General features: G+C 63.0%; 14 protein-coding genes. 13 read left to right on the forward strand and 1 reads right to left on the reverse strand.

Features of this window, described 5'->3' with window-relative positions; all coding sequences use genetic code 11:
• Nucleotides 1–6: 6 nt before the first annotated feature.
• The 9 genes from murD to lpxC all read left to right on the forward strand — a co-directional run bounded on the left by murD (nucleotide 7) and on the right by lpxC (nucleotide 10455).
• Entirely contained in the window at nucleotides 7–1353 is a 1347-nt protein-coding gene (gene murD / locus P0Y58_07060) for a UDP-N-acetylmuramoyl-L-alanine--D-glutamate ligase (protein ID WEK31946.1), read from the forward strand.
• On the forward strand, nucleotides 1353–2564 hold the full coding sequence (ftsW, locus tag P0Y58_07065; GenBank protein WEK33290.1) for a putative lipid II flippase FtsW: 1212 nt from the start codon (nucleotides 1353–1355) through the stop codon (nucleotides 2562–2564). Before murD ends, ftsW begins: the two co-directional genes overlap by 1 nt.
• The gene (gene murG, locus P0Y58_07070; GenBank protein ID WEK31947.1) at nucleotides 2554–3633 is read left to right on the forward strand and encodes an undecaprenyldiphospho-muramoylpentapeptide beta-N-acetylglucosaminyltransferase; all 1080 of its coding nucleotides are present in this window, start codon (nucleotides 2554–2556) and stop codon (nucleotides 3631–3633) included. Before ftsW ends, murG begins: the two co-directional genes overlap by 11 nt.
• A complete protein-coding gene (murC, locus tag P0Y58_07075) occupies nucleotides 3626–5074 on the forward strand; it encodes a UDP-N-acetylmuramate--L-alanine ligase (protein WEK31948.1) in 1449 nt (482 codons plus the stop codon). The genes murG and murC overlap by 8 nt, the downstream gene beginning before the upstream one ends.
• On the forward strand, nucleotides 5071–6027 hold the full coding sequence (locus tag P0Y58_07080) for a D-alanine--D-alanine ligase (protein WEK31949.1): 957 nt from the start codon (nucleotides 5071–5073) through the stop codon (nucleotides 6025–6027). Before murC ends, P0Y58_07080 begins: the two co-directional genes overlap by 4 nt.
• Nucleotides 6028–6032: 5 nt before the next feature.
• Nucleotides 6033–6902: a cell division protein FtsQ/DivIB gene (locus tag P0Y58_07085; GenBank protein ID WEK31950.1), complete on the forward strand. Its 870-nt coding sequence runs from the start codon at nucleotides 6033–6035 to the stop codon at nucleotides 6900–6902.
• 14 nt (nucleotides 6903–6916) lie between these two features.
• A complete protein-coding gene (ftsA, locus tag P0Y58_07090) occupies nucleotides 6917–8179 on the forward strand; it encodes a cell division protein FtsA (protein WEK31951.1) in 1263 nt (420 codons plus the stop codon).
• Between the two features lie 55 nt (nucleotides 8180–8234).
• On the forward strand, nucleotides 8235–9431 hold the full coding sequence (gene ftsZ / locus P0Y58_07095) for a cell division protein FtsZ (GenBank protein ID WEK31952.1): 1197 nt from the start codon (nucleotides 8235–8237) through the stop codon (nucleotides 9429–9431).
• 112 nt (nucleotides 9432–9543) lie between these two features.
• Nucleotides 9544–10455 carry a UDP-3-O-acyl-N-acetylglucosamine deacetylase gene (gene lpxC / locus P0Y58_07100; protein ID WEK31953.1) on the forward strand — a complete coding sequence of 304 codons (912 nt, stop codon included), beginning with the start codon at nucleotides 9544–9546 and terminating at the stop codon, nucleotides 10453–10455.
• Between the two features lie 50 nt (nucleotides 10456–10505).
• Here lpxC and P0Y58_07105 read toward each other — a convergent pair whose 3' ends face one another.
• Nucleotides 10506–10961, reverse strand: coding sequence for a DciA family protein (locus P0Y58_07105; GenBank protein WEK31954.1), 456 nt, complete (start codon nucleotides 10959–10961; stop codon nucleotides 10506–10508).
• Nucleotides 10962–11350: 389 nt separating this feature from the next.
• On the opposite strand from P0Y58_07105, the gene secA reads away from it, so the two are divergent.
• From secA to P0Y58_07125, 4 genes are all read left to right on the forward strand, one after another.
• Nucleotides 11351–14086: a preprotein translocase subunit SecA gene (secA, locus tag P0Y58_07110; protein ID WEK31955.1), complete on the forward strand. Its 2736-nt coding sequence runs from the start codon at nucleotides 11351–11353 to the stop codon at nucleotides 14084–14086.
• Between the two features lie 89 nt (nucleotides 14087–14175).
• A complete protein-coding gene (gene argJ, locus P0Y58_07115) occupies nucleotides 14176–15393 on the forward strand; it encodes a bifunctional glutamate N-acetyltransferase/amino-acid acetyltransferase ArgJ (GenBank protein ID WEK31956.1) in 1218 nt (405 codons plus the stop codon).
• Nucleotides 15394–15538: 145 nt separating this feature from the next.
• The gene (locus P0Y58_07120; protein WEK31957.1) at nucleotides 15539–16171 is read left to right on the forward strand and encodes a glutathione S-transferase family protein; all 633 of its coding nucleotides are present in this window, start codon (nucleotides 15539–15541) and stop codon (nucleotides 16169–16171) included.
• Nucleotides 16168–17112, forward strand: a complete 945-nt coding sequence (locus P0Y58_07125; GenBank protein WEK31958.1) for a Nudix family hydrolase — start codon at nucleotides 16168–16170, stop codon at nucleotides 17110–17112. Before P0Y58_07120 ends, P0Y58_07125 begins: the two co-directional genes overlap by 4 nt.
• The last annotated feature ends 32 nt before the right edge of the window (nucleotides 17113–17144 follow it).

The raw sequence follows: 17144 nt of genomic DNA on the forward strand, positions 1-17144 counted from the left end.
AAGAGCGTGTCATTGATCGCTTCCGACCAATTCCGCATCGTTGTCGGCCTCGGCAAGAGCGGCATGTCCCTGGTTCGCTTCCTGGCGAGCCGGGGCATTGCCTTTGCGGTCGCCGACACCCGTGAGCAACCGCCGGAACTGGATACCCTGCGCCGTGATTACCCGCAGGTGGAAGTGCGCTGTGGAGAGCTGGACGTCGACTTCCTGTGCCGCGCCAACGAGCTGTACGTCAGCCCTGGCCTGGCGCTGGCCACCCCAGCCCTGCAGCAGGCAGCGGCGCGCGGCGTGAAGCTGTCGGGTGATATCGAGTTGTTCGCCCGCTTCGCCAAGGCACCGATCATTGCCATCAGCGGTTCCAACGCCAAAAGCACCGTCACTACCCTGGTCGGAGACATGGCCGCCAAGGCCGGTAAACGCGTGGCGGTGGGTGGCAACCTCGGGACCCCGGCGCTGGACCTGCTGGCTGATGATGTCGAGCTGTACGTGCTTGAGCTGTCCAGCTTCCAACTGGAAACCACCGACCAGCTCAACGCCGAAGTAGCCACCGTGCTGAACATCAGCGAAGACCACATGGACCGCTACAGCGGCCTGCCGGCCTACCACCTGGCCAAGCACCGGATCTTCCGCGGCGCCAAGCAGGTGGTGGTCAACCGCCAGGACGCCCTGAGCCGGCCACTGCCGGTGGAAGGCATCCCTTGCTGGACCTTCGGCCTCAACCAACCAGACTTCAAGGCCTTCGGCCTGCGCGAAGTGGACGGCGAAAAATACCTGGCGTTCGAGTTCCAGGCGCTGATGCCGGCGCGCGAGCTGAAGGTGCGTGGTGCTCACAACCAGAGCAATGCCCTGGCGGCATTGGCCCTGGGGCATGCCGCAGGCCTGCCGTTCGAGCCCATGCTCGAAGCCCTGCGTGAGTTCGGTGGCTTGGCCCACCGTTGCCAGTGGGTGCGCGAGCGTAATGGCGTGAACTGGTACGACGATTCCAAGGCGACCAACGTCGGTGCGGCCCTGGCTGCCATCGAGGGCCTGGGGGCCGATATCGAAGGCAAGCTGGTGCTGATCGCCGGTGGCGATGGTAAAGGTGCCGAGTTCACAGCGCTGCGCGAGCCAGTCAGACGTTTCTGCCGCGCCGTGGTATTGCTTGGTCGTGATGCCGAGCGCCTGGCCGAAGCGCTGGGTGATGACGTGCCGCTGGTGCGGGTCAAGACCCTGGATGACGCCGTGCAGCAGTGTGCCGAACTGGCCCAGGCCGGCGATGCCGTGCTGCTTTCGCCAGCGTGCGCCAGCCTCGACATGTTCAAGAACTTTGAAGAGCGCGGCCGCCTGTTTGCCCAGGCAGCAGGAGGCCTTGCATGATTTTCGGCATCTTCAAGCCCTACCCGTCGCCGCTGATCAGCGGCCGTGGCATCGACCTGGACTTCCCGATGCTGGCCGGCTGCCTGGCCTTGCTCGGCCTGGGGCTGGTGATGATCACTTCTGCCTCCTCGGAAGTGGCCGCGGTGCAGTCAGGCAATCCGCTTTACCACATGTTCCGCCACCTGGTGTACGTGTCCCTTGGCCTGGTTGCCTGTGGCGCGACCATGCTGGTACCGATCGCCACCTGGCAGCGCATGGGCTTCATGATGCTGCTGGGTGCCTTCGGCCTGCTGGTGCTGGTGCTGGTGCCGGGTATCGGCCGTGAAGTGAACGGCTCGATGCGCTGGATCGGCTTCAGCTTCTTCAACGTCCAGCCTTCGGAAATTGCCAAAGTGTTCGTGGTCGTCTACCTGGCAGGTTACCTGGTACGCAGGCAGACCGAGGTGCGCGAAACCTGGATGGGCTTCTTCAAACCGTTCATCGTGCTGCTGCCCATGGCTGCCCTGCTGCTGATGGAGCCGGACTTCGGTGCCACCGTGGTGATGATGGGCGCGGCTGCGGCCATGCTGTTCCTCGGCGGGGTGGGGCTGTTCCGCTTCAGCCTCATGGTGGTGCTGGCGGTGCTGGCGGTGTTTGTGCTGGTGCAGGCGCAGCCCTACCGGATGGCGCGGCTTATTACCTTCACCGACCCGTGGTCCGATCAGTTCGGCTCGGGCTACCAGCTGACCCAGGCACTGATCGCCTTCGGCCGTGGCGAGTGGCTGGGCGTTGGCCTGGGCAACAGTGTGCAGAAGCAGTTCTACTTGCCTGAAGCGCACACCGACTTCGTGTTCTCGGTACTGGCCGAAGAACTGGGCGTGGTTGGCTCGCTGCTGACCATTGCACTGTTCGTGTTCGTGACCGTGCGTGCCCTGTACATCGGCCTGTGGGCCGAGAAGGCCAAGCAGTTCTTTGCCGCCTATGTCGCCTTCGGCCTGGCATTCCTGTGGATCGGCCAGTTCCTGATCAACATCGGCGTAAACGTCGGCTTGCTGCCAACCAAGGGTCTGACCCTGCCGTTCCTCAGCTACGGGGGCAGTTCGCTGGTGATCTGCTGCGCCTGCGTGGGCCTGTTGCTGCGTATCGAGTGGGAGAGCCGAACACACTTGGGCAGCGAAGAACACGAGTTCAGCGAAAGCGATTTTGCCGAGGAGACCAGTCATGGCCGCTGACGGCAAGAACATACTGATCATGGCGGGCGGCACCGGGGGGCACGTATTCCCGGCGCTGGCCTGTGCCCGTGAGTTCCAGGCGCGTGGTTTCACCGTGCACTGGCTGGGCACGCCACGTGGCATCGAGAACGAACTGGTGCCCCAGGCCGGCCTGCCACTGCATCTGATCCAGGTCAGCGGCCTGCGCGGCAAGAGCAAGCTGTCGCTGCTCAAGGCGCCGTTCACCCTGGTCAAGGCCGTGCTGCAGGCGCGGCGCATCATTCGCCAGCTCAAACCTGTCTGCGTACTGGGCTTTGGCGGTTACGTGACCGGCCCCGGTGGTGTGGCCGCGCGGCTGTGCGGCGTGCCACTGGTGATCCACGAACAGAACGCACGCGCCGGTACCGCCAATCGGTTGCTGGTGCCACTCTCTGCGCGGGTCTGCGAAGCTTTCCCGAACACCTTCGAGGCTAGCGACAAGCGTCGTACCACCGGCAACCCGGTGCGCCCGGAGCTGTTCATGGATGCACAACGCACGCCCCTGGCCGAGCGCCGTGCGCGCCTGCTGGTGCTCGGCGGCAGCCTGGGTGCGGAACCATTGAACAAATTGTTGCCTAAGGCCCTGTCCGAAGTACCTGCCGCGCTGCGGCCAGAGGTGTTCCACCAGGCCGGCAAGCAACACGCGCCAATCACCGCCGAGCGTTATCACGAGGCGGGCGTCGAAGCTCAGGTAGAGCCCTTCATCAAGGACATGGCCCAAGCCTATGGCTGGGCCGACATGGTGGTATGCCGGGCCGGTGCCCTGACCGTCAGCGAGCTGGCGGCAGCAGGCCTGCCTTCGATGCTGGTGCCTTTGCCCCACGCCATCGATGACCACCAGACCCACAACGCCCAATATCTGGCCCGCGAAGGCGCTGCCTTCCTGATGCCACAAGCGACAACTGGCGCAGCGCAGCTCGCTGAACGCCTGAACGAGGTGCTGATGCAACCCGAGAAACTCAACGTCATGGCAGGCACCGCGCGGCGCCTGGCCAAACCTGCTGCAACCGGCACCGTGGTCGATATTTGCCTGGAGGTGGCCCATGGTTGAGAACCAGAAAGCCATGCCCCATCCCAAGATGGGCCGTATCCGCCGTATTCACTTCGTGGGCATTGGCGGCGTGGGCATGTGCGGCATTGCCGAAGTGTTGCTGAACCTGGGCTATGAAGTGTCCGGTTCGGACCTGAAAGCGTCGCCGGTGACCGAGCGCCTGGAGTCGTTCGGCGCCGAAATCTTCGTCGGCCACCGCGCCGAGAACGCCGCCAGCGCTGACGTGCTGGTCGTGTCCAGTGCCATCAACCCCGCCAACCCGGAAGTGGCTACCGCCCTTGAGCGACGCATTCCGGTGGTGCCGCGTGCCGAGATGCTCGCCGAACTGATGCGCTACCGTCATGGTGTGGCGGTTGCCGGTACCCACGGCAAGACCACCACCACCAGCCTGCTGGCGTCGGTGTTCGCCGCCGGTGGCCTGGACCCGACCTTCGTCATCGGTGGTCGTCTGACTGCTGCCGGCACCAATGCCCAGCTGGGCACCAGCCGCTACCTGATCGCCGAAGCGGACGAGAGCGACGCCAGCTTCCTGCACCTGCAGCCAATGGTGGCCGTGGTCACCAACATCGACGCCGACCACATGGCGACCTACGAAGGTGACTTCAACAAGCTGAAGAAAACCTTTGTCGAGTTCCTGCATAACCTGCCTTTCTACGGCCTGGCCGTGATGTGCCTGGACGACCCGGTCGTGCGCGAAATCCTGCCGCAGGTGAAACGCCCGACGGTAACCTACGGCTTCAGCGAAGAGGCCGACATCCGCGCCATCAACGTGCGTCAGCAGGGCATGCAGACCCACTTCACCGTGCTGCGCCGTGACTGCGAGCCGCTGGAGGTGTCGGTGAACATGCCCGGCAACCACAACGTGCTCAACGCCCTGGCCACCATTGCCATCGCCACTGACGAAGGCATCACTGACGAAGCCATCGTCCAGGGTCTGTCCGGCTTCCAGGGTGTAGGCCGACGCTTCCAGGTGTACGGCGAACTGCCGGTCGAAGGCGGCAGCGTGATGCTGGTGGACGACTACGGCCACCACCCGACCGAAGTGGCTGCGGTGATCAAGGCCGTGCGCGGTGGCTGGCCAAGCCGTCGCCTGGTGATCGTTTACCAGCCACATCGCTATAGCCGTACCCGCGACCTGTACGACGATTTCGTTCAGGTGCTGGGTGATGCCAACGTGCTGTTGCTGATGGAGGTCTACCCGGCCGGCGAGGAGCCTATCCCCGGTGCTGACAGCCGCCAGCTGTGCCACAGCATCCGCCAGCGCGGCAAGCTGGACCCGATCTACATCGAGCGTGGCGCCGAGCTGGCACCGCTGGTCAAGCCACTGCTGCGCGCTGGCGACATCCTGATCTGCCAGGGTGCCGGTGATGTCGGCGGCCTGGCCCCGCAACTGATGAAAAGCCCGCTGTTCGCTGGCGCCAAGCAGGAGAAGTCGAAATGACCAGCGCCTACGAAAAGCTGCACTCGACCCTGGACGTCAAGGCGTTCGGCCGCGTTGCCGTGTTGTACGGCGGCAAGAGCGCCGAGCGAGAAGTGTCGCTCAAATCCGGCGCCGCAGTGATCGACGCGCTGACCACTGCCGGTGTCGACGTGGTCGCCATCGACGTCGGTGACGACCTGCTCGACCGCCTGCAAAGCGAAAAGATTGACCGCGCCTTCATCATCCTCCACGGCCGTGGCGGTGAAGACGGCAGCATGCAAGGCCTGCTGGAGTGCCTGGGCATCCCTTACACCGGCAGCGGCATCCTTGCCTCGGCGCTGGCCATGGACAAGCTGCGCACCAAGCAGGTGTGGCAAAGCCTCGGTATTCCGACCCCGCGTCACGCCGTGCTGGCGAGCGAAAGCGATTGTTTGTTGGCCAGTACGGAACTGGGCTTCCCGCTTATCGTCAAACCCGCCCATGAAGGCTCTAGCATCGGCATGGCCAAGGTGAACAGCGCCCAGGAACTGGTCGCCGCCTGGCAGGACGCCGCCCAATACGATTCCCAGGTACTGGTGGAACAGTGGATCCACGGCCCGGAGTTCACCATCGCGGTCTTGCGCGGCCAGGTGCTGCCGCCGATCGCCCTGGGTACGCCGCACGTGTTCTACGACTACGACGCCAAGTACATCGCCAACGATACCCAGTACCGCATCCCGTGCGGCCTGGATAGCGTCAAGGAACAGGAACTGATCGACCTTACCGCTCGCGCCTGTGATGCCATTGGCATCGAAGGCTGGGGGCGGCTGGACGTGATGCAGGACGAGCAGGGCCGGTTCTGGCTGCTCGAAGTCAACACCGCACCGGGCATGACTGATCATAGCCTGGTGCCCATGGCGGCCCGCGCGGCCGGCCTGGACTTCCAGCAACTGGTGCTGGCAATCCTGGCTGAAAGCGTGACGACGCGAGGTTAAGAACCATGCAAGGCGCGATGATACGTCAGCAGCAACCCGTTCCCGGCCGTAGCAAGCCGGCGGCGCGTGGTGCCAGCCGGCTGGTGGCCGACGAGCCCGTATCGGCGCGCCTGCCGCGGCCAAGCCTGGGCGGCTTGAAGCGCCTGCTGTGGCCGGTGCTTTTGGTGGCGGCCGGTTTTGGTGCCTACGAGGGCGCCATTCGCCTGATGCCGTATGCCGACCGGCCGATCACCAAGATCGACGTGCAGGGCGACCTCAGCTACATCAGCCAGCAGTCGGTGCAGCAGCGTATCGCTCCGTATGTGGCGGCGAGCTTCTTCAGCGTCGACCTGCCGGCGATGCGTGCGGAGCTGGAACAGATGCCCTGGATCGCCCACGCCGAAGTGCGCCGGGTGTGGCCCGACGAGGTGGTGATCCGCCTGGAAGAACAGCTGCCGGTGGCGCGCTGGGGTGACGCAGCCTTGCTCAACAATCAGGGCCAGGCGTTTACCCCGCGTGAACTGGCCAACTACGAGCACCTGCCGCAGCTGGCCGGGCCGCAGCGTGCTCAGCAACAAGTCATGCAGCAGTATCAGGTACTGAGCCAGATGTTGCGCCCCATGGGCTTTTCCATCGCTCGCCTGGAGCTGCGCGAGCGAGGCAGCTGGTTCCTGACCACCGGTGCGAGCAGCGCCGGGCCAGGCATCGAGCTGCTGCTGGGGCGCGACCATCTGGTGGAGAAGATGCGCCGTTTCATTGCCATTTACGACAAGACACTCAAAGACCAGATCACCACTATCGCCCGCATTGATCTGCGTTATTCCAACGGACTTGCCGTTGGTTGGCGGGAACCGATTGCACCGACGACGGCCCAACCCGCCGTTGCGAAGAATTAGAGAGAGGCAGGACCATGGCAAACGCGCATAGCGGCAAAATGATCGTCGGGCTGGACATTGGCACCTCCAAGGTGGTGGCGCTGGTGGGCGAAGTGGGCGAAGACGGCACCCTGGAAATCGTCGGCATCGGCACTCATCCGTCCCGCGGCCTGAAGAAAGGCGTGGTGGTGAACATCGAGTCCACCGTGCAGTCGATCCAGCGCGCCGTGGAAGAAGCGCAGCTGATGGCCGGCTGCCGTATCCACTCGGCCTTCGTTGGGGTGGCCGGCAACCACATCCGCAGCCTGAACTCCCATGGCATCGTCGCCATCCGCGACCGCGAGGTCAGCCTGGCGGACCTGGAGCGCGTACTCGACGCTGCCCAGGCCGTGGCGATTCCGGCTGACCAGCGCGTGCTGCACACCCTGCCGCAGGACTACGTGATCGACAACCAGGAAGGCGTCCGCGAGCCGCTGGGCATGTCCGGCGTGCGCCTGGAAGCCAAGGTCCATGTGGTCACTTGCGCAGTCAACGCGGCGCAGAACATCGAGAAGTGCGTACGCCGCTGCGGCCTGGAAATCGACGACATCATCCTCGAGCAACTGGCCTCGGCCTACTCGGTGCTGACCGACGATGAGAAAGAGCTCGGCGTGTGCCTGGTCGACATCGGTGGCGGCACCACCGACATCGCCATCTTCACCGAGGGCGCCATCCGCCACACCGCGGTGATCCCGATCGCCGGCGACCAGGTGACCAACGACATCGCCATGGCCCTGCGTACCCCTACCCAGTACGCCGAAGAAATCAAGATCCGCTACGCCTGCGCCCTGGCCAAACTGGCCGGCGCCGGTGAGACCATCAAGGTGCCGAGTGTGGGCGACCGCCCACCGCGTGAGCTGTCGCGCCAGGCCCTGGCTGAAGTGGTAGAGCCACGTTACGACGAGCTCTTCACCCTGATCCAGGCCGAGCTGCGCCGCAGCGGCTACGAGGACCTGGTGCCTGCCGGCATCGTCCTCACCGGCGGCACCGCGAAGATGGAAGGCGCCGTGGAACTGGCCGAGGAAATCTTCCACATGCCGGTACGCCTGGGTGTACCGCACAGCGTTCGGGGGCTGAGCGACGTGGTTCGCAACCCGATCTATTCCACCGGCGTGGGCTTGCTCACCTACGGTCTGCTGAAGCAGTCCGAAGACCTGATCCTGACCGGTAACACCAACAGCAGCAACAACAGCTATGGCGATGAACCGAAGGCCCCAGTACTTGAGCGCTTCAAGAAGTGGGTCCAGGGCAACTTCTAAGTTTCAAAGCAGTAGTGGTAGGCGCAACAACTAGAGAACTGTAAGGAGAGGGAAAATGTTCGAGCTCGTAGACAACGTCCCGCAAAGCCCGGTCATCAAGGTGATCGGCGTTGGTGGTGGTGGCGGCAACGCCGTCAACCACATGGTCAAGAGCAGCATCGAAGGCGTGGAATTCATCTGCGCCAACACTGATGCCCAGGCGCTGAAAAGCATTGGCGCGCGTACCATCCTGCAATTGGGCACTGGTGTGACCAAGGGCCTGGGTGCAGGTGCCAATCCGGAAGTCGGCCGTCAGGCTGCGCTGGAAGACCGTGAGCGCATCGCCGAAGTGCTGCAGGGCACCAACATGGTGTTCATCACCACTGGCATGGGTGGCGGTACCGGTACCGGTGCAGCGCCGATCATTGCCGAAGTGGCCAAGGAAATGGGCATTCTCACCGTAGCCGTGGTGACCCGTCCGTTCCCGTTCGAAGGCCGCAAGCGTATGCAGATCGCCGATGAAGGCATCCGCATGCTGGCTGAAAGCGTCGACTCGTTGATCACCATCCCCAACGAGAAGCTGCTGACCATCCTGGGCAAGGATGCCAGCCTGCTGTCCGCCTTCGCCAAGGCCGACGATGTACTGGCCGGTGCCGTTCGCGGTATCTCCGACATCATCAAACGCCCGGGCATGATCAACGTCGACTTCGCCGACGTGCGTACCGTAATGGGTGAAATGGGCATGGCGATGATGGGTACTGGCTGTGCCAGCGGCCCGAACCGTGCGCGTGAAGCCACTGAAGCGGCGATCCGCAACCCGTTGCTGGAAGACGTCAACCTGCAGGGCGCCCGTGGCATCCTGGTGAACATCACCGCAGGCCCGGACCTGTCGCTGGGTGAATACTCCGATGTGGGTAGCATCATCGAAGCCTTCGCCTCGGACCACGCCATGGTCAAGGTCGGCACCGTGATCGACCCGGACATGCGTGACGAACTGCACGTGACCGTTGTGGCCACTGGCCTGGGCGCGCGTATCGAGAAGCCTGTGAAGGTGGTCGACAACACCCTGCAAACCGCTCAGCAGGCGTACGAAGCGTCCAACCCTGCACCGGTTCGCCAGGAGCAGCCTGCGGTCAACTACCGTGACCTGGAGCGCCCGACCGTAATGCGCAACCAGGCCCATGCAGGTGCTGCTGCGGCCGCTAAACTGAACCCTCAGGATGACCTGGACTACCTCGATATCCCGGCTTTCCTGCGTCGTCAGGCTGATTAATGGAATTTATCAGGGGTATAAAGGTGATTGGTATTCATCAAAGGTTGGGTCTGTTATCATCCCCAGCCTTTGTTGATACCTGTTCGCAATTTGCGCTGAAGCGGCCAATGCCATGATTAAACAACGCACCCTGAAGAATACCATCCGTGCCACAGGTATCGGTCTGCACTCTGGGGAGAAGGTTTACCTGACCCTCAAGCCTGCACCTGTAGACACCGGCATCGTCTTCCGCCGCGCCGATCTCGACCCTGTGGTCGAAATCGCAGCGCGTGCGGCCAACGTTGGCGAGACAACCATGTCGACGACGCTGGTCAACGGTGACGTCAAGGTCGATACGGTCGAGCACCTGCTCTCCGCCATGGCGGGCCTGGGCATCGATAACGCCTACGTCGAGCTCTCCGCCTCGGAAGTGCCGATCATGGATGGCAGCGCCGGTCCTTTTGTATTCCTGATTCAGTCTGCCGGCCTGGAAGAGCAGGACGCAGCCAAGAAGTTCATCCGCATCCTGCGTGAGGTAACCGTGGAAGAGGGCGACAAGCGCGCCACGTTCCTGCCTTTCGAAGGGTTCAAGGTGAGCTTCGAGATCGACTTCGATCACCCGGTCCTCAAGGGCCAGACCCAGAGTGCGGTCGTCGACTTCTCCAGCACCTCGTTTGTGAAGGAAGTCAGCCGCGCGCGTACCTTCGGCTTCATGCGTGACATCGAGTACCTGCGCAAGCACAACCTTGCGCTGGGCGGCAGTGTCGAGAACGCTATCGTGGTCGACGAGACCGGTGTGCTTAACGCAGACGGCCTTCGTTCCGATGACGAATTCGTCAAGCACAAGATCCTCGACGCCATTGGCGACCTGTATCTGCTGGGCAACAGCCTGATCGGCGAGTTCAAGGGCTACAAGTCCGGCCACGCGCTGAACAACCAGCTGCTGCGCAAGCTGATTGCTGAAACCGATGCCTGGGAAGTGGTTACTTTCGAAGATGCCAGCACGGCACCGATCTCCTACATGCGCCCTGTAGCGGCCGTGTAAGTTCGAACACTCTCTCTAGTGTTATCAAGGCCACCTTCGGGTGGCCTTTTTTATAGCTTGTCCTTGGCGTGGGCCGCCAGCCGTTCAAGCGCTGCGCGCAGCTTGGGGTCGGTGATGCCCTCGGCGGTGTCACGCAGGCTCTCGGCGGCGCTGTTCGACAGCTCTGCAACATGCCCGCCACGCTTGGCCGGCACCAGCGGTGGCTGCACCTTGTACAGGATGCGCCTGAGGTTGCCGAACGCTTCCATGGCCTGTAATGCCGCCAGCAGGCGCTTCTGCTGGTAGCGCAGGCGTGTTGCCCAATGCCCGTCGGTGACCACCAGCAACAAGGTGCCATCGCGCCACGATGCCACGTGGCAGTGCTCGCGGGCAGCCGGTTGCAGCTGGCTTTCCAGCAGGCGTTGCAGGTGTTCCAGGCGCTCGGCCTGGTTCAACAGCAGGCGCAGCGGGCGAACCTGGCGCAGCAATGCGGAGGGCGGCTGGGCAGGGGAGGGTTTGTAGGCCATGGGCTTCGCAAGAGGTTGCAAGAGCAGCAGTTTAACACCTCTGCTGCCTGTGCCGGCCTCTTCGCGGGCGCGCCCGCTCCCACAGGTACTGCGCAACCTTCAGGCCTGTGGTGATCCTGTGGGAGCGGGCATGCCCGCGAAGAGGCCGGTGCAGGCAAAACAAGATAAGACTAATTCTCGATACCTTTCATGTTGCCAAACCTTGAACTCAGGGAAAATGCCCTTATCTAACACAGGCCCCTGCCAAAACGCTGTAATAGCATCGTGGAAATCCACCACTTTCCTCACCATCGTTTCCGGGTAGAATGCTCGTTCGCATGCGGCCTCAGGGCTGCACGGGCGACTCATGGGGCCGCCCTCCATCCCTACGTGTGGAAGATCCTGCCGATATGTTTGCGCCTTTGTTAAAAAAACTTTTTGGAAGCAAGAACGAGCGTGAAGTCAAACGCATGCTCAAGACGGTGAGTATCGTCAATGCCTTCGAAGAGAAGATGGTGGCCCTCTCCGACGAGCAACTGCGGGGAAAGACCGCAGAGTTCAAGGAGCGTTTGGCCAAAGGCGAAACACTGGACCAATTGCTGCCTGAAGCCTTCGCCGTGGCCCGAGAGGCCGGCAAGCGCGTGATGGGTATGCGCCACTTCGATGTGCAGCTGATCGGTGGCATGACCCTGCACGAGGGTATGATCGCAGAAATGCGCACCGGTGAAGGCAAGACCTTGGTCGGTACCCTGGCCGTGTACCTCAACGCACTGTCCGGCAAGGGCGTGCACGTGGTCACCGTCAACGACTACCTCGCCCGCCGTGACGCCAACTGGATGCGCCCGCTGTACGAGTTCCTCGGCCTGTCGGTCGGAATCGTCTCGGCCTTCCAGCCGCCGGAAGAAAAGCGCGCCGCCTATGCGTCCGACATTACCTACGGCACCAACAACGAATTCGGTTTCGACTACCTGCGCGACAACATGGCGTTCAGCCAGGAAGAGAAGTTCCAGCGTGAACTTAACTTCTCCGTCATCGACGAAGTCGACTCCATCCTCATCGACGAAGCGCGTACCCCACTGATCATCTCTGGTCAGGCCGAGGACAGCTCCAAGCTGTACATCGAGATCAACCGCCTGATCCCGCGCCTGACCCAGCACATCGAAGAAGTCGAAGGCCAGGTCACCCAGGAAGGCCACTACACCATCGACGAGAAGAGCCGTCAGGTCGAGCTGAACGAAGCCGGCCACCAGTTCATCGAAGAGATGCTGACCCAGGCCGGTTTGCTGGCCGAGGGCGAGAGCCTGTACTCCGCGCACAACCTGGGCCTGCTGACCCACGTTTACGCTGGCCTGCGCGCGCACAAGCTGTTCCACCGCAACATTGAATACATCGTTCAGGACGGCCAGGTCCTGCTGATCGACGAGCATACCGGCCGGACCATGCCGGGCCGTCGCTTGTCTGAAGGCCTGCACCAGGCCATCGAGGCAAAAGAGAACCTGAATATCCAGGCCGAGAGCCAGACCCTGGCTTCGACCACCTTCCAGAACTACTTCCGCTTGTACGCCAAGCTGTCCGGCATGACCGGTACCGCCGACACCGAAGCGTTCGAGTTCCAGTCGATCTACGCCCTCAACGTGATGGTCATTCCGCCGAACAAGCCATTGGCGCGTAAAGACTTCAACGACCTGGTGTACCTGACCGCTGACGAGAAATACGCCGCGATCATCGCCGACATCAAGGAAAGCATGACCCAGGGCCGGCCGATCCTGGTGGGTACTGCGACCATCGAAACTTCCGAGCACATGTCGAACCTGCTGAAGCAGGAAGGTATCGAGCACAAGGTACTGAACGCCAAGTACCACGAGAAGGAAGCCGAGATCATCGCGCAAGCCGGTGCCCCGGGTGCGCTGACCATCGCCACCAACATGGCTGGCCGTGGTACCGACATCCTGTTGGGTGGTAACTGGGAATCCGAAGTGGCCGCGCTGGAAAGCCCGACCGCCGAGCAGATCGCCCAGATCAAGGCCGATTGGCAGAAGCGTCACCAGCAGGTGATCGAAGCCGGTGGCCTGCACGTGATCGCTTCCGAGCGCCACGAATCGCGCCGTATCGACAACCAGCTGCGTGGCCGTTCCGGCCGCCAGGGTGACCCGGGCTCCAGCCGCTTCTACCTGTCGCTGGAAGACAGCCTGATGCGCATCTTCGCCTCTGACCGGGTGAAGAACTTCATGAAGGCACTGGGCATGCAGTCGGGCGAGGCCATCGAGCACCGCATGGTCACCAACGCCATCGAGAAGGCCCAGCGCAAGGTCGAAGGCCGCAACTTCGACATCCGTAAGCAATTGCTCGAATACGACGACGTGGCCAACGAGCAGCGCAAGGTGATCTACCACATGCGCAACAGCCTGCTGGCCGCCGAGAACATCGGCGACACCATCGCCGAATTCCGCAAGGAAGTACTGGACGCTACCATCAGCCAGCACATCCCGCCGCAGTCGCTGCCCGAGCAGTGGGATGTGGTCGGCCTGGAAGCGGCACTGGCCAGCGATTTCGCCATGAAACTGCCGATCCAGCAGTGGCTCGACGAGGACGATCACCTCTACGAAGAGACCCTGCGCGAGAAGCTGCTGAACGAGATCACCACCGCCTACACCGAGAAGGAAGACCAGGCCGGCATCGACGCCCTGCGCACCTTCGAGAAGCAGATCTTGCTGCGCGTGCTGGACGACCTGTGGAAAGACCACCTGTCGACCATGGACCACCTGCGTCACGGTATTCACCTGCGTGGCTATGCGCAGAAGAACCCCAAGCAGGAGTACAAGCGCGAGTCGTTCAGCCTGTTCCAGGAACTGCTGGAGTCGATCAAGCGCGACACCATTCGCGTGCTGTCGCACGTTCAGGTTCGCCGCGAAGACCCGATCGAAGAAGAAGCTCGCCTGCGCCGCGAGGCCGAGGAGCTGGCCAGCCGCATGCAGTTCCAGCACGCCGCTGCGCCGGGCCTGGAAAGCGAGCAACTGAGCGAGGAGGGTGCCGAAGTGGCGGTAGCCATGGCGCCGGTGCGTAACGACCAGAAGCTGGGCCGCAACGAGCCGTGCTACTGTGGTTCGGGCAAGAAGTTCAAGCATTGCCACGGGCAGATCGAGTGATCTGACAAGGCTGTTGTAACCTGACACATCCCGGGGCCGCTTTGCGGCCCCGCTTTTTGACATCAACCGTATTTTCTAGGAGCGCTCTAATGGCTGTTGGTCTTGGTCCTTTGCCCACCCTGCACCCGGTTCCGGGTTTTGAACTCGGCATCGCTTCTGCCGGTATCAAGCGCCCGGGGCGCAAGGATGTGGTGGTCATGCGCTGTGCCGAAGGCTCCAGCGTGGCTGGCGTGTTCACCCTCAATGCCTTCTGCGCAGCGCCGGTGATCCTGTCCAAGCAGCGTGTACAGGGCACTGTGCGCTACCTGCTGACCAACACCGGTAACGCCAACGCCGGCACCGGCGCGCCAGGCCTGGCCGCAGCCGAACGTACCTGCGCCAAGCTGGCCGAGCTGACCGGCGTACCCGCCGAGTCGGTACTGCCGTTCTCCACTGGCGTCATCGGCGAGCCACTGCCGGTCGAGAAGATCGAAGGTGCACTGCAGATGGCTCTCGACAACCTGTCGGAAAACCACTGGGCTGAAGCCGCCACCGGCATCATGACCACCGATACCCTGCCCAAGGGTGCCAGCCGCCAGTTCCAGCACGATGGCGTGACCGTTACCGTCACCGGCATCAGCAAGGGTGCAGGCATGATCCGCCCGAACATGGCCACCATGCTCGGCTACATCGCCACCGACGCCAAGGTTGCCCCGGCGGTGCTCAAGGACCTGATGCTGGACGGCGCCAACAAGTCGTTCAACCGCATCACTATCGACGGCGACACCTCGACCAACGACTGCTGCATGCTGATCGCGACCGGCAAGGCCAACCTGCCGGAAGTGACCGAAGCCAGCGGCGCGCTGTTCGAAGCGCTAAAAAAGGCCGTGTTCGAAGTGTGCATGGAAGTGGCCCAGGCCATCGTCCGTGACGGCGAAGGCGCCACCAAGTTCGTGACCGTGCAGGTCAACGGTGGTGGCAACCACCAGGAATGCCTGGACGTCGGCTATGCCGTGGCCCATTCGCCCCTGATCAAGACCGCACTGTTCGCCTCCGACCCGAACTGGGGCCGCATTCTGGCCGCCGTTGGCCGCGCTGGCGTGCCGGAGCTGGATGTGAGCCTGATCGACGTGTATCTGGACAGCGTGTGCATCGCCAGCAAAGGCGGCCGCAACCCGAGCTACACCGAAGCCCAAGGCTCGGCAGTGATGGCCCAGGAAGAGATCACCATCCGTATCGAGCTGGGCCGTGGCCAGTGCAGCGAAACCATCTGGACCACCGACCTGTCCCACGAGTACGTGAAGATCAACGCCGAGTACCGTACCTGATTTAATGCTGCGGCCGCTTGGCGCGGCTTGCCCGGTCCCACAGGTACAGCACAAGGCCTGAATGTTGTGCGGTACCTGTGGGAGCGGGCAAGCCCGCGAAGGGCTGCAAAGCAGCCCCGAAATCCCAGATACATGGAGCCGAAACATGAGCTATCAACTGATCATCGGCGACAAGCTGTACTCCTCCTGGTCACTGCGTGGCGCCCTGGCCCTCGAGTTGGCCGGCGTGCCCTACGAAGAAACCCGGATCAAGCTCGACCAGCCTGACACCCGTCAGCGCATCCTCGCTTTCTCCTCTACCGGCAAGGTGCCGTTGCTGAAGACAGAGCACGGTGTGATCGCCGACTCCCTGGCCATCGCCGAATACCTCAACGAACAGCACCCCGACGCCCAGCTGTGGCCTGCCGACGTTGCCGCCCGTGCCCAGGCCCGTTCGGCTTGCGCGCAGATGCACAGCGGTTTCTTGGCCCTGCGTGGTGCCATGCCGTTCGACCTGTCGCGTGACCAGGCCCTGGACGATGTGCCGCTGGACGTGCAGGTCGACATCGACCGTATCGTCGCGCTGTGGTCCGAATGCCGCGTGGTGGCCAAGGACAGCGGCCCGTTCCTGTTCGGCATACCGAGCCTGGCCGACGCCTTCTTCGCCCCGGTGGCTGTGCGCCTGCGCACCTACCGGGTGGAAGTGCCGGCAGAGGCGGCAGCCTACATCGAAACCATTTATCAGTGGCCAGCCTTCAAGGCTTGGCAGCAGGCCGGCCTGGCGGAGCGTGAAGGGTGAAACGGATACATGTTGTAGCTGCGGTCATTCGCGGGGCTGACGGCCGCATTCTGATTGCACGCAGGGCCGATACCCAGCACCAGGGCGGCCTCTGGGAGTTTCCAGGCGGCAAGGTAGAAGCCGGCGAAACCGTGGAAGTAGCGCTGGCGCGTGAACTGCGCGAGGAACTGGGCATCGAGGTGGCCCGTTCACGTGCGCTGATCAAGGTCAGCCATGACTACCCCGACAAACAGGTGCTGCTGGACGTGCGCGAGGTCGAAGCGTTTACGGGCGAACCTCATGGCGCAGAAGGGCAGCCGCTGGAATGGGTGAACCCGCGTGATCTGTCGCAATACGAATTCCCGGAAGCCAACAAACCCATCGTCGCTGCAGCGCGGCTTCCGGACCAGTACCTGATTACCCCGGATGGCCTGGAAGTGCCACAGATGCTCAAGGGCATCCAGAAGGCAGTGGCCAACGGTATTCGCCTGATCCAGCTGCGAGCGCCGGACATGTACGACCCCAAGTACCGTGATGTGGCGGTGGATGCGGTCGGGTTGTGTGGGAGCAAGGCGCAACTGATGCTCAAAGGGCCGCTGGAGTGGCTGGGTGATTTCCCTTCGGCCGGTTGGCACCTGACGGCGGCGCAATTGCGCAAGTACGCTGCCAAGGGCCGGCCGTTCCCCAAGGAGCGCTGGCTGGCGGCGTCTTGCCACAATGCCGAGGAGCTGGCGCTGGCTGAGCAGATGGGGGTGGACTTCGTTACCTTGTCGCCGGTCCAGGCCACCCAGACTCACCCAGAGGCGGTGCCGCTGGGGTGGGATGAGGCGCAGCGGTTGATTGCCGGGTTCAGCAAGCCGGTTTATTTGCTGGGCGGGGTAGGGCCTGATCAGCGCGAGCAAGCCTGGGACGCCGGGGCACAAGGTGTTGCCGGGATCCGGGCCTTCTGGCCTGAGGCCTGAGTCGCCTGTAACAGGGGCCGCTTTGCGGCCCA

Origin of the sequence: Candidatus Pseudomonas phytovorans, from assembly GCA_029202525.1 — a bacterium.
Lineage (GTDB): Bacteria > Pseudomonadota > Gammaproteobacteria > Pseudomonadales > Pseudomonadaceae > Aquipseudomonas > Aquipseudomonas phytovorans.